The sequence below is a fragment of the Bradyrhizobium sp. UFLA05-108 genome (assembly GCF_059803455.1).
The window spans coordinates 75279-88629 of record NZ_JBANAZ010000018.1; the positions used below are offsets into that span (position 1 = coordinate 75279).

11 protein-coding genes are annotated in these 13351 nt (G+C 64.2%); 9 read left to right on the forward strand and 2 right to left on the reverse strand.

Annotated features, from left to right (window positions below):
• The first annotated feature begins 41 nt into the window (after positions 1-41).
• The 4 genes from SO140_RS15665 (at position 42) to SO140_RS15680 (ending at position 6043) form a co-directional block, all read left to right on the forward strand.
• Positions 42-1211 carry an MFS transporter gene (locus SO140_RS15665; RefSeq protein ID WP_474798462.1) on the forward strand — a complete coding sequence of 390 codons (1170 nt, stop codon included), beginning with the start codon at positions 42-44 and terminating at the stop codon, positions 1209-1211.
• Positions 1212-1351: 140 nt separating this feature from the next.
• On the forward strand, positions 1352-4816 hold the full coding sequence (gene carB, locus SO140_RS15670) for a carbamoyl-phosphate synthase large subunit (protein WP_449377450.1): 3465 nt from the start codon (positions 1352-1354) through the stop codon (positions 4814-4816).
• A 208-nt stretch (positions 4817-5024) separates the two neighbouring features.
• Positions 5025-5498, forward strand: a complete 474-nt coding sequence (greA, locus tag SO140_RS15675; RefSeq protein ID WP_027525218.1) for a transcription elongation factor GreA — start codon at positions 5025-5027, stop codon at positions 5496-5498.
• Between the two features lie 146 nt (positions 5499-5644).
• On the forward strand, positions 5645-6043 hold the full coding sequence (locus tag SO140_RS15680) for a DoxX family protein (protein ID WP_449377451.1): 399 nt from the start codon (positions 5645-5647) through the stop codon (positions 6041-6043).
• Between the two features lie 8 nt (positions 6044-6051).
• On the opposite strand, the gene SO140_RS15685 is transcribed toward SO140_RS15680, so the two are convergent.
• Complete coding sequence (locus SO140_RS15685; protein ID WP_027525216.1) at positions 6052-6531, reverse strand: Lrp/AsnC family transcriptional regulator; 480 nt, start codon at positions 6529-6531, stop codon at positions 6052-6054.
• A 270-nt stretch (positions 6532-6801) separates the two neighbouring features.
• Here SO140_RS15685 and trxB point away from each other — a divergent pair, with 270 nt between their 5' ends.
• The 3 genes from trxB (at position 6802) to dapA (ending at position 10123) form a co-directional block, all read left to right on the forward strand.
• Positions 6802-7767: a thioredoxin-disulfide reductase gene (gene trxB / locus SO140_RS15690; RefSeq protein WP_449377452.1), complete on the forward strand. Its 966-nt coding sequence runs from the start codon at positions 6802-6804 to the stop codon at positions 7765-7767.
• Positions 7768-7772: 5 nt separating this feature from the next.
• Entirely contained in the window at positions 7773-8696 is a 924-nt protein-coding gene (locus tag SO140_RS15695; protein WP_449377453.1) for a LysR family transcriptional regulator, read from the forward strand.
• Between the two features lie 455 nt (positions 8697-9151).
• On the forward strand, positions 9152-10123 hold the full coding sequence (gene dapA, locus SO140_RS15700; RefSeq protein ID WP_449377454.1) for a 4-hydroxy-tetrahydrodipicolinate synthase: 972 nt from the start codon (positions 9152-9154) through the stop codon (positions 10121-10123).
• Between the two features lie 239 nt (positions 10124-10362).
• On the opposite strand, the gene SO140_RS15705 is transcribed toward dapA, so the two are convergent.
• Entirely contained in the window at positions 10363-10884 is a 522-nt protein-coding gene (locus SO140_RS15705) for a hypothetical protein (RefSeq protein WP_449377455.1), read from the reverse strand.
• Positions 10885-11226: 342 nt separating this feature from the next.
• On the opposite strand from SO140_RS15705, the gene SO140_RS15710 reads away from it, so the two are divergent.
• Together SO140_RS15710 and groL are read left to right on the forward strand one after the other, a co-directional pair.
• Positions 11227-11523, forward strand: a complete 297-nt coding sequence (locus SO140_RS15710; RefSeq protein ID WP_449377456.1) for a co-chaperone GroES — start codon at positions 11227-11229, stop codon at positions 11521-11523.
• Positions 11524-11684: 161 nt separating this feature from the next.
• Entirely contained in the window at positions 11685-13313 is a 1629-nt protein-coding gene (groL, locus tag SO140_RS15715) for a chaperonin GroEL (RefSeq protein ID WP_449377457.1), read from the forward strand.
• Positions 13314-13351 lie beyond the last annotated feature (38 nt).

Genomic DNA, 13351 nt, shown 5'->3' on the forward strand with positions numbered 1-13351 from the left:
ATAAACATTGAACTTAGGACTGAGAATAGGAAGATCGGGACATGAGCATCTTCTGGCTGGCGCTTGCCGCGTTTGCGATCGGGACGGAAGCTTTTGTTATTGCGGGACTTTTGCCGACCATCGCGACGGACCTGTCGATCTCGGTATCGGCGGCCGGGCAGTTGGTCACCGTGTACGCCCTTACCTATGCCGTGGGATCGCCGATCCTGGCGGTGACTTTGAACAATATCGACCGCCGCACCGTGCTGACGCTGGCGCTCTCGACCTTCATTGCCGGCAATCTGCTGGCGGTGGTCGCCACCGGCTTCCCGTCGCTGCTGGCCTCGCGGATGCTGATGGCGCTCGGCGCCGGCCTTTGCATGCCCACCGCGCTCGGCGTTTCTGTCGCAGTTGCCTCTCCTGAGCGCCGCGGACGCGCGGTCGCGCTCGTCACCTCGGGCCTCACGGTCGCGACCGTCGTCGGTGTCCCCCTCGGCAATTTCATCGGCAGCCTGTTCGGCTGGCGCGCGACCTTTGCGATGGTCGCCCTGCTCGGCGCCATCGCGCTTGCAGGCCTGCTGTTCGGCCTGCCGCGGGCCCTGCCGCGAAACACGGCTTCGCTGGCCGATCGGCTGGCGGTGGCGCGTCACAGCAATGTCTTGATCGCCCTTCTGATCACGATTTTATGGGCGCTCGGCGGCTTCACCGTGTTCACCTATTTCGCAGTCCCGTTGCGCGGCCTCGGCTTCGATGCGTCGCAAATCAGCCTTGCGCTGCTGATTTTCGGCGGGGCGGCCGCGATCGGGAACATGCTCGGCGGCATCCTAGCAGACCGGCTCGGCACGCTGACCACTGCAGCGCTCGGGCTCGCGGGCATGGCGACGGCGCTGATCCTGCATTCGGTGGTGCTGAAGCTGATGCCGGACCAGGCGCATTATGCGGTGCTCGGCGCGATCTTCCTCTGGGGCATTTCGGGCTGGGCGTTCTACCCGGCGCAGGTTGCCAGCATCATCCGGATCGAGCCGCAGGCCTCCATGATCGCGCTCTCGCTCAACGCGTCCGCCATGTATCTCGGCTTCGCCATTGGTGGTGCCTTGGGCGGGGCGGTGCTCGCGGCACTCTCGCCGACCGATCTCGGCTGGGTCGGCGGATCGAGCGTTGCGGCATCGCTTCTGGTGCATCTCGCCCGGGGTTGGCAGGCCCGGCCAAAACCCGTGAAAATTGCCGGTTGATGGGCATTTTTCGGGGTTTCGCCGCCCCGAAAACTGGTCTAAGACCCACCCGCGCGCGAGGGAAACCCGCGCTCTCGGCTCAGGGGACGCGCGACCAGCGCGCCCTTTTTTTGTGCCTAAATTCCAGCCCGCGAGCGGTGATGCCCAAACGAACCGACATCTCGACCATCCTGATCATCGGCGCCGGTCCCATCGTGATTGGCCAGGCCTGCGAGTTCGACTATTCCGGTACCCAAGCCTGCAAGACGCTGAAGGAAGAGGGCTACCGCATCGTCCTCGTCAATTCCAATCCGGCCACCATCATGACCGACCCGGAATTGGCCGATGCGACCTATATCGAGCCGATCACGCCTGAGATCGTTGCAAAAATCATCGAGAAGGAACGTCACGTCATTCCCGGCGGCTTCGCGCTGCTGCCGACCATGGGCGGCCAGACCGCGCTGAACTGCGCGCTCTCGCTGCGCCGGCAGGGCACGCTCGACAAGTTCGACATCGAGATGATCGGCGCGACTGCTGACGCCATCGACAAGGCCGAGGATCGCCAGCTATTCCGCAATGCCATGGAGAAGATCGGGCTCCAGACACCGAAGTCGCGGCTTGCCAACGCCTCCGAGCTGAAGAAGTCCTTCCGCGACAAGTATCTCGCCGAGCGCGAGAAGCTGTCCGGCGCAGCGCTGGAACAACTCGACCAGCAGTGGACGCTCGGCGAGAACGAGCGTCGCAAGCGCTACCAGGAATACGCGCTGGGCCAGGCGATGATGGCGCTGTCCGAGATCGGACTGCCCGCGATCATCCGGCCCTCCTTTACGCTGGGCGGCACCGGCGGCGGCATCGCCTACAACAAGGAAGAGTTCCTCGACATCATCGAGCGCGGCCTCGATGCGTCCCCCACCAACGAGGTCCTGATCGAGGAATCCGTTCTCGGCTGGAAAGAGTTCGAGATGGAGGTGGTGCGCGACAAGAAGGACAATTGCATCATCGTCTGCTCGATCGAGAATTTCGATCCGATGGGCGTGCACACCGGCGACTCCATCACGGTGGCGCCGGCGCTGACGCTGACCGACAAGGAATACCAGATCATGCGCGACGCCTCGCTGGCGGTGCTGCGCGAGATCGGGGTCGAGACCGGCGGCTCGAACGTTCAGTTCGGCATCAACCCGGCCGACGGCCGCATGGTCGTGATCGAGATGAACCCGCGTGTTTCTCGTTCTTCGGCGTTGGCGTCGAAGGCGACGGGCTTCCCGATCGCCAAGGTCGCAGCCAAGCTCGCGATCGGCTATACGTTGGACGAGATCGCCAACGACATCACCGGCGGCGCGACGCCGGCCTCGTTCGAGCCGACCATCGACTACGTCGTGACCAAGATCCCACGTTTCGCCTTCGAGAAATTCCCCGGCGCCTCCCACACGCTGACGACCTCGATGAAGTCGGTCGGCGAGGTCATGGCGATCGGCCGCACCTTCCAGGAAAGCCTGCAAAAGGCACTGCGCGGGCTCGAGACCGGGCTGACCGGCCTCGACGAGATCGAGATCGAAGGGCTCGGCCAGGGCGACGACAAGAACGCAATCCGCGCCGCACTCGGCACGCCGACGCCGAACCGGCTGCTCCAGGTCGCGCAGGCGATGCGGCTCGGCTGGTCCAACGACGAGATCTTCAACTCCTGCAAGATCGACCCCTGGTTCCTCGCCGAGATGCGCTGCATCGTCGACATGGAGGACAAGGTTCGCAAGAACGGCCTGCCGCAAAATGCCTTCGGCATGCGCACGCTGAAGGCCATGGGCTTCTCGGACGCGCGACTGGCGGTGCTCTCGGAGAGCACGGAAGCCGACGTGACGGCAAAGCGCCACGCGCTCGGCGTCCGCCCGGTGTTCAAGCGCATCGACACCTGCGCCGCCGAGTTCGCCTCGCCCACCGCCTATATGTATTCGACCTACGAGGCGCCGTTCGCGGGCGCAGTTGCGGACGAAAGCGAGCCGTCGGATCGCAAGAAGGTCATCATCCTCGGCGGCGGCCCGAATCGCATCGGCCAGGGCATCGAGTTCGACTACTGCTGCTGTCACGCCTGCTTCGCGCTGCATGACGCCGGCTACGAATCCATCATGGTCAACTGCAATCCGGAGACGGTGTCGACCGACTACGACACCGCCGACCGGCTGTATTTCGAGCCGCTTACGGCCGAAGACGTGCTTGAGATCATTGCGACCGAGCGCAGCAAGGGAACGCTGCATGGCGTGATCGTGCAGTTCGGCGGCCAGACCCCGCTGAAGCTCGCGCGTGCGCTGGAGGCCGCCGAAGTGCCGATCCTCGGCACCTCGCCCGACGCCATCGATCTCGCCGAGGACCGCGACCGCTTCAAGCGCGTGCTCGACAAGCTTCGTCTCAAGCAGCCGAAGAACGGCATTGCCTATTCGGTCGAGCAGGCGCGGCTCGTCTCCGCCGATCTCGGGCTGCCGCTGGTGGTGCGTCCGTCGTACGTGCTCGGCGGCCGCGCGATGCAGATCATCCGCGAGGAGAACCAGCTCAACGACTATCTGCTCGGCACGCTGCCCGAGCTCGTGCCGTCCGATGTCAAGGCGCGCTACCCGAACGACAAGACCGGGCAGATCAACACCGTGCTCGGCAAGAACCCGCTGCTGTTCGACCGCTACCTCTCCGACGCCACCGAGGTCGATGTCGACTGCCTCTGCGACGGCAAGGACGTCTTCATCGTCGGCATCATGGAGCACATCGAGGAAGCCGGCATCCACTCCGGCGACTCCGCCTGCACGCTGCCGCCCTACTCGCTCGATGCGAAGATGATCGAAGAGCTGGAGCGACAGACCCGCGAGCTCGCGCTCGGCCTCGACGTCGTCGGCCTGATGAACGTGCAATACGCCATCAAGGACGGCGAGATCTACGTGCTCGAGGTCAATCCGCGCGCCTCGCGCACGGTGCCGTTCGTCGCCAAGGTGATCGGCACGCCGGTCGCCAAGATTGCCGCTCGCATCATGGCCGGCGAGAAGCTCGCCGACTTCAACCTGAAGAAGGCCCAGCTCAAGCACGTCGGCGTCAAGGAGTCGGTCTTCCCCTTTGCGCGCTTCCCCGGCGTCGACACGGTGCTCGGCCCTGAGATGCGCTCGACCGGCGAGGTCATGGGCATCGACCGCTCCTTCGAGGTCGCGTTCGCCAAGAGCCAGCTCGGCGGCGGCACCCGCGTGCCACGCAAGGGCACGGTGTTCGTCTCGGTGCGCGACAGCGACAAGAACCGCATCGCAGAGGCGGTGCGGCTGTTGCAGTCCGTCGGCTTCAAGGTGCTGGCGACGTCGGGCACGCAGCGCTTCCTGGCCGACCAGGGCATTCCGACCGAGAAGGTGAACAAGGTGCTGGAGGGCCGGCCGCACATCGTCGACGCCATCACCAATGGCGACATCCAGCTGGTCTTCAACACGACGGAAGGTCCGCAGGCGCTGGCCGACAGCCGTTCGCTGCGGCGCGCGGCCCTCTTGCATAAAGTGCCGTATTACACCACTCTTTCCGGGGCCGTGGCGGCCGCGCAGGGCATCCGCGCTTATCTGGGCGGGGACCTTGAGGTTCGTACCCTGCAGAGCTACTTTTCGGAAACCTGATCGTTAGCGGGGGCGAGACCCTCGCTAAGTGATTGGCAATGAAGCTACAATGACCGGAGGAACTGTCCGGCCATGTGGTTGTTCTGTTCCGGCGCCAGCCCCACATAACGTTCCGGTGGCCGCATGTTCAGCCCCGGGATCACCGACGAATCAAGGTTGCTGCGCCTCACTTTTTTTGGGGGCGCGGGGCCGAAGGACGAGAGAAGAGATGGAAAAGGTTCCGATGACTTCGGCCGGATTTGCCGCGCTCGGAGAAGAATTGAAGCATCGCCAGTCCGTGGATCGTCCGCGGATCATCGAGCATATCGCCGAGGCGCGCTCACACGGAGACCTGTCGGAGAACGCGGAATATCATGCCGCGAAGGAAGAGCAGTCCCATAATGAGGGCCGCATCGCCGAGCTCGAGGACAAGCTCGCGCGCGCCGACATCATCGACATCTCCAAACTGTCCGGCGATACCATCAAGTTTGGCGCCACCGTGACGTTGGTCGACGAGGACACCGAGAAGAAGACGGTGTGGCAGATCGTCGGCGAGGTCGAGGCTGATGCCAAGAAGGGCCGCATCTCCATCACCTCACCGCTCGCCCGCGCGCTGATCGGCAAGAAGAAGGGCGCCTCCGTCGAGGTCAACACGCCAGGCGGCGCCAAGGCCTACGAGATCACCAAGGTCGAGTGGCGGTAACCCGTGCCGCAATAGATACCGATGCAAAAGCCGCGCGGCCAGCGCGGCTTTTTTGTCTCGCGCTCGTTATGCGATTGTGAACGGCCGCGATTGTGAACGATGACGTCCTCCGTCATGCTCTCTTGGCTGCATCAAGGGAGGACACGATGGACGTCGATCGTATCGCCGCGCAGAGCCAGCCCTATCTGCTCAGCCTGTTCCGCTTCATCACCGGACTTCTGCTGTTCCAGTTCGGCGTGGCAAAACTGTTCAAGTTTCCGCCCGTCGAGATGTTCGCCGACGTCACGCCGCTGTCGCTCTGGGGCATCGCCGGCATGATCGAACTGGTGTTCGGCGGGCTGTTGATGCTGGGCCTCTTCACACGCCTCGTCGCCTTCATTCTGTCGGGCGAGATGGCGTTCGCCTATTTCATCGAGCATCTGCCGCACAGCTTCTTCCCGCTCGTCAATGAGGGGACGCTGGCGATCCTGTTCTGCTTTGCCTGCCTTTATCTTGCGTCAGCCGGCGGCGGTCCGATCAGCGTGGATGCGATGCGGCGAGGATGAGTCTCGCTTCAGCGCCGCCCCTTCACCTCCAGCGGCACGGCGGCTTCGTATTTCGAATTGTGCAGCACCAATGAGGTCCGGACGTTGCGCACATGCGGAGCCGCGGTGAGATGCGTGACGAAATCCTGGAACGTCGCCATGTCCGGCGCGACGCATTTCAGGATGAAATCGACCTCGCCCGACAGCATCCAGCATTCGCGCACCAGCGGTTCGGCGCGCACGAACTGCTCGAAGGCGCGCAAGTCCGCCTCCGCCTGGCTCGACAAATGAACGGCAGCGAACACCGTCACGTCGAAGCCGAGCTTTCGCGAATCGAGCAGCCCGCGATAGCCGTGGATATAGCCCTCCTCCTCGAGCGCCCGGACACGCCGCAGGCAGGGCGGCGGCGAAATGCCGACACGCTTGGCCAGTTCGACATTGGTGATTCGACCGTCGGCCTGGATTTCGGCGAGAATTTTGAGATCGATCTCGTCTAGGTTCCGCGACACGTGATTGGAACTCCTGGCCTTGTCTGCGGTATCGGGTGGGTTCGTCGCAATCCTCATACCCAGTCCCGCCGAGATGCGCAATTTTATTGCGCGTGCAGCGCAATGATCTTTTGTTCCCGGGGGGAAAAATCCGCCGACATGGGCTGCAATTCTTGCATAGCTCGCCAGAAGGCTTAGATTAGTACTGACATTTCAGCGCCTCCGCGGCGCCTTCCCAGGCACTATCCGCGCCCGCGCTGCAACTCCCCCAAGAGAGAGGCACCGGTCCACATGCGCGCGCCCATCCATGCCAAGGTCGTCATCATCGGCTCCGGCCCCGCCGGCTACACCGCGGCGATCTACGCCGCGCGTGCGATGCTTGAGCCGATCCTGATCCAGGGCATCCAGCCGGGCGGCCAGCTCACCATCACGACCGACGTCGAGAACTATCCCGGCTTTGCCGACGTGATCCAGGGCCCCTGGTTGATGGAGCAGATGGAGAAGCAGGCGGTCCATGTCGGCACCAGGATCGTCACCGACCTGGTCACCAAGCTGGAAACCGCGCAGCGGCCGTTCCGCCTTACCTGCGACAGCGGCGACGTCTACCTCGCCGACACCGTGATCCTCGCCACAGGCGCGCAAGCGCGCTGGCTCGGGCTGCCCTCCGAAGGGAAATTCCAGGGCGGCGGCGTGTCGGCCTGCGCCACCTGCGACGGCTTCTTCTACCGCGGCAAGGAAGTCGTGGTCGTCGGCGGCGGCAATACCGCGGTCGAGGAAGCGTTATACCTGACCAACCATGCCTCGCAGGTCACCATCGTGCATCGTCGCGACCACTTCCGCGCCGAGCGCATCCTGCAGGAGCGTCTGTTCAAGCACCCGAAGATCAAGGTGGTCTGGGACTCGGCTGTCGACGAGATCTGCGGCACCGAGAACCCGAACAAGGTCACGCATGTCCGTCTCAAGAACGTCAAGACCGGCGCGCTCACGGAACTGAAGGCCGACGGCATCTTCATCGCCATCGGCCACGCGCCGGCGACCGAGCTCGTGAAGGGCCAGGTGAAACTCAAACCGTCGGGCTATGTCGAGGTCGCCCCGAACTCGACCGCCACCTCGGTGCCCGGCCTGTTCGCGGCCGGCGACGTCGCCGATGAAACCTATCGCCAGGCCGTCACGGCCGCAGGCCTCGGCTGCATGGCCGCACTCGAAGCCGAACGTTTCTTGGCCCTGCGCGCCAGCGAGCGCGCGGCAGCGGAATAACGACCATGCCTCGAACACGCGACGGATTTACCGATATGGACTGGGACAAGCTGAAGGTCTTTCACGCGGCAGCGGAAGCGGGCAGCTTCACGCATGCGGGCGAGCAGCTCGGCCTGTCGCAGTCGGCGGTGTCACGCCAGGTCTCGGCGCTGGAGCAGGAGCTCTCGGTCTCGCTCTTCCACCGCCATGCCCGCGGCCTGATCCTCACCGAGCAGGGCGACCTGTTGTTCCGCACCGCGCATGACGTGTTCATGCAGCTCCAGGCGGCGCGCGCGAAACTGACCGACAGCCGCGAGCGGCCGAGCGGCGACCTCAAGATCACGACCACGCCCGGCGTCGGCATCAACTGGCTGATCCCGCGGCTCGGTGAGTTCACCTCGCTCTATCCGGAGATCCGCATCTCCCTGATCGTCACCGACGAGGAGCTCGACCTGTCGATGCGCGAGGCTGACGTTGCGATCCGCACCCGCAAGCCGACGCAGCCGGATCTCATCCAGCGCAAGCTTTTTGCGATGGGCTTCCACGCCTATTGCTCGCCGGAATACATCAAGCGCTTCGGTACGCCGCGTACGCTGGAGGAGCTCGACTCCCACCGCATCATCACGCTCAGCGACGGCAACTTCGCCCCGCATTTGCAGAACCGCAACTGGCTTGTCGAAGCTGCGCGTAACGGTTCGGGCCCGCGCGAGGCTTACTTCAAGGTCAACAACATCCTCGGTCTCGTGCGCGCGTGTCAGCAGGGCCTCGGGATTGCGGCGCTGCCGGATTATCTCGTCGAAGAAAACAGCCGTCTCGTGCAGCTGTTCGGCGAATCGGACTCGATTCAACTCGATACGTATTTCGTCTATCCCGAGGAGTTGAAGACGGTCGCGCGCGTGCAGGTGTTCCGCGACTTCGTGGTGAGCAAGGCGCAACGCTGGCCGTCCTGATTTCCGCATGACTGACATGCGACCTCGGCTGTTGCTGCAGGGCGCTCGGCAAGCCCATACTGTTTGCACGCTGAGCCTTCGCGTTGCGCATTTGTCCCCCTCCTCCAGTGGCGCGGGAGTTCAGTAATCCCTCTTGGAAGGTGATTGTGTCGGCCTCACGTGGCCAATACCTAAGCCGGGCCCTTCGGGTCCGGCTTTTTTTCTGCCAATTTGGTCTTCGCTTTCCGCGTGTATTGACAGTTCCACATATCCCACGCATCATTTGCACACCATGATCACGAATTCGTGCGCAATCCTCTCGAAGGCGATCGCCTCGAAAAAAGCCCCCCACCCGGGGCCAAGGGATATTTGCGCGCGCTAGACCTTCTCGTCGTCGCGATCCCGAAAAACCCCGCCGTCTGGACGGGGTTTTTTCATGTGCCTCCGTCTCAGACCTCAACTGAAGGAGATGGAACATGACCGACCTAAGACAACGATTGCAGGGCCTCTGGCTGCCTCTGGTGACGCCGTTTCGCGACGGCCATCTCGACGAGCGCTCGCTCCGGCAGCTCGCGCGACACTACGCGTGCGAGGCCATCGACGGCTTCATCCTCGGCGCGACCTCCGGTGAAGGCATGACGCTGAAGGGCGCCGAGCTCGAGCGCCTCGTCGCAACCGTGCGCGAGGAGCTCGCCGCGCAACGTCGCAGCGTTCCGATCGTTCTTGGCCTCTCCGGCGCGGACACCGCGCGGCTGAAGGAAAGCCTGGATGAAACCGCGGACTGGCCGATCGACGGTTATCTGATCGCGAGCCCCTACTACCTGCGGCCATCGCAGCGCGGCCTATGTGCGCATTTCGAGGCGCTCGCCGATCACGCTGCCTGGCCGATCGTGCTCTACAACATTCCCTATCGCACCTCGGTCAATCTCACCAACCAGACGCTGCTCCGCCTTGCCGAGCATCCGAACATCGTTGGCCTGAAGGATTGCTCCGCGAACCGCGAGCAATCGATCGCGCTGCTCCGCGACAAGCCGGACCACTTTCGTGTGCTGACCGGCGAGGACGCGCACACTCATGAAGCGCTGAGCGACGGCGCGGATGGCGCCATCTTGCTCTCCGCCCACATCGAGACCGCAACCTTTGCTGCGATTCATACCGAGCTGAAGCGCGGCAATGCCGACACCGCGCTCGCGCGCTGGCAGGAGGTTTCGGAGTTGACGCGGCTGTTGTTCGCCGAGCCGAGTCCGGCGCCGGCAAAGTACTGGCTGTGGCGATGCGGCCTCATCGACAGTCCGGAGGTGCGCCTGCCGATGGTCGAGGTCGGAAGCGAACTCGCCGCCGCGCTCGATAGCGAGATCGCGCGGAGGTTGGAAAAATCCGCCTATGGGGAATCGTCGGTGGCTCCGCGCCCTGACGGCCGCATGGCAACGCCTTTCATGCAGACCTGAGCACGGACGCGTCGAGACGTATCCGATGTCCGATTGGCTGCGCCGTGATATCGGCCTGACCGAAGACGTCGTGACATCGGCATTGGAGCGGCTTGACGGCATCAAGCGGAGGCACTGCGGATGGGTCTGATGGCTGCGAGGTCGTGCGGAAGACGCAGTCTCTTCGCCTCGCCCTGCGCACACGAAGCTACCCTCTCCCACACGGGAGAGGGTGCATCACAAGCTTGGCTCGATCTCGATCACGCCCGCGGCGCGCAGCGGACGTAGACCATGTTGCCGTAGCGGGTGGCGGCGTCCTTGTCGATGAATCGGGTGACCATGACGCGGCCGTCGAAGGAGACGATCTCGCGGTCCTGCTCGCCGGGAGTCGGTCCGGCCGGTCCGATATAGTTCTTGCCGCTTGGTGAGCCCTTCAGCCGCAGCTCCTGCGGCGTCGCCTGGTCGGCCAGGTGCATGATCACGCCGCCGCTCGATCCGGCGCCGATCACATAGGGATTCTTGCACTGCGCGCGGGCCGCAGCCTCGGTGCGGGCGCGGTCGGACGGGTTCTGGAACGAGGCAAGGCCCCAGCGGCCGACGATCTCGTCGGCGCGGATCGACGCCGGCATTTCCGGCCCAGTGCCGGGCTCGGCCTCCGGCGCCGGCGAGGACGATGAGAACGACGGCAGGCTCATGCCGCCGCCACATGCACCCAGCAGCAGCGCCAAGGCTGCGGCGGCGCCCAGCTTGGCAACCGTCCGCGCGTGAGCTGAACTGATCATGGCATTCCCCCGAGCAAAGCGCCCCCCAAACACGAGCCTGACAGCCCCCTCCCGCAGCCAAGCGCAAAACCGCTGCCGGGGCAATGACGTCGTAGAATACGCCAGCGTCCCCAATTCGTTTCGATCGTCAACATCCTATATCCGTCTCACCAATGGCTTAACCACCCTTTGCTTGACAGGATCGCGGCCAAGCCATATTTCCGGGCGCACTATTAGCACTCGGGAAGCCCGATTGCTAAAGCGCGCCGTTCGATCCCGGCATTCGATCCGGAGGTCGGACGGGGGCGCAGGCCCCTCTCCTAGTTCCGTCGCTTCCGAAGCGAGCTTCCAAAGGGAAACGTCATGGCTAAGTCCAAATTTCGTCCGCTGCATGACCGTGTCGTGGTCAAACGTATCGATGCCGAGGAAAAGACCAAGGGCGGCATCATCATTCCCGACACCGCCAAGGAGAAGCCGTCCCAGGGCGAAATCGTCGCCGTCGGCCTCGGCGGCCGCGACGAGGCGGGCAAGCTGATCCCGATCGACCTCAAGGTCGGCGACCGCGTGCTGTTCGGCAAGTGGTCGGGCACCGAGGTCAAGATCGACAATGAAGATCTCCTGATCATGAAGGAGTCGGACATCATGGGCGTGCTGGCCTAAGGCCACAACGTCCCTTCAAACGCCGCCGCGCTTCCCTCTTGTCATGCCCGGGCTTGAGCCGGGCATCCATCCTGCTTCGAAAGATGATGGATTGCCGGGTCAAGCCCGGCAATGACGATTAGGGTGCGCGGCCCATTTCCACATCATGCCAGGAGCAAAAAATGGCTGCCAAGGACGTCAAGTTTTCCGGAGAAGCGCGCGAACGCATGCTGCGCGGCGTCGACATTCTCGCCAACGCCGTCAAGGTGACGCTCGGCCCGAAGGGCCGCAACGTCGTCATCGAGAAGAGCTTCGGCGCGCCCCGCATCACCAAGGACGGCGTCACCGTCGCCAAGGAGATCGAGCTCGAGGACAAGTTCGAGAACATGGGCGCCCAGATGGTGCGTGAGGTCGCCTCCAAGACCAACGACCTTGCTGGCGACGGCACCACCACCGCGACCGTGCTGGCTCAGGCCATCGTGCGCGAAGGCGCCAAGGCGGTTGCCGCCGGCATGAACCCGATGGACCTCAAGCGCGGCATCGACACCGCGGTTGCGGCTGTCATCAAGGACATCGAGAAGCGCGCCAAGCCCGTCGCCGCCTCGTCCGAGGTCGCCCAGGTCGGCACCATCTCGGCCAATGGCGATGCCGCCATCGGCAAGATGATCGCGCAGGCGATGCAGAAGGTCGGCAACGAGGGCGTCATCACCGTCGAGGAGAACAAGTCGCTCGACACCGAAGTCGACATCGTCGAGGGCATGAAGTTCGACCGCGGCTATCTGTCGCCCTACTTCGTCACCAACGCCGAGAAGATGACCGCCGAGCTCGAGGACGCCTACATCCTCTTGCACGAGAAGAAGCTCTCGGGCCTGCAGGCCATGCTGCCGGTGCTGGAAGCCGTGGTGCAGTCCGGCAAGCCGCTCGTCATCATCGCAGAGGACGTCGAGGGTGAGGCGTTGGCCACGCTGGTCGTGAACCGTCTCCGCGGCGGCCTGAAGGTTGCCGCCGTCAAGGCCCCGGGCTTCGGTGATCGCCGCAAGGCCATGCTCGAGGACCTCGCGATCCTCACCGGCGGCCAGCTGATCTCCGAAGAGCTTGGCATCAAGCTCGAGAACGTCACGGTGAAGATGCTCGGCCGCGCCAAGAAGGTCGTGATCGACAAGGAGAACACCACGATCGTCAACGGCGCCGGCAAGAAGCCGGACATCGAGGCCCGCGTCGGCCAGATCAAGGCCCAGATCGAGGAAACCACCTCGGACTACGACCGTGAAAAGCTCCAGGAGCGTCTGGCCAAGCTCGCCGGCGGCGTCGCGGTGATCCGCGTCGGCGGCGCGACCGAGATCGAGGTCAAGGAGAAGAAGGACCGCGTCGAGGACGCGCTCAACGCCACCCGCGCGGCCGTGCAGGAAGGCATCGTCCCCGGCGGCGGCGTCGCGCTGCTCCGCGCCAAGAAGGCGGTGGGCCGTCTCACCAACGCCAATGCCGACGTGCAGGCCGGCATCAACATCGTGCTGAAGGCGCTCGAAGCCCCGGTCCGCCAGATCTCCGAGAACGCCGGCCTCGAAGGCTCGGTCGTCGTCGGCAAGATCCTGGAGAACAAGTCCGAGACCTTCGGCTTCGACGCCCAGACCGAGCAGTACGTCGACCTGGTCGAGAAGGGCATCATCGACCCCGCCAAGGTGGTGCGCACCGCGCTTCAGGACGCCTCCTCCGTGGCCGGCCTGCTGGTGACCACCGAAGCCATGGTCGCCGAGCTGCCGAAGAAGGAAGCAGCCCCCGCGATGCCGGCCGGCGGCGGCATGGGCTTCTGAGCCCGTCGCAGCAAAAAAATCGCGCGAAGGCCGCCTCC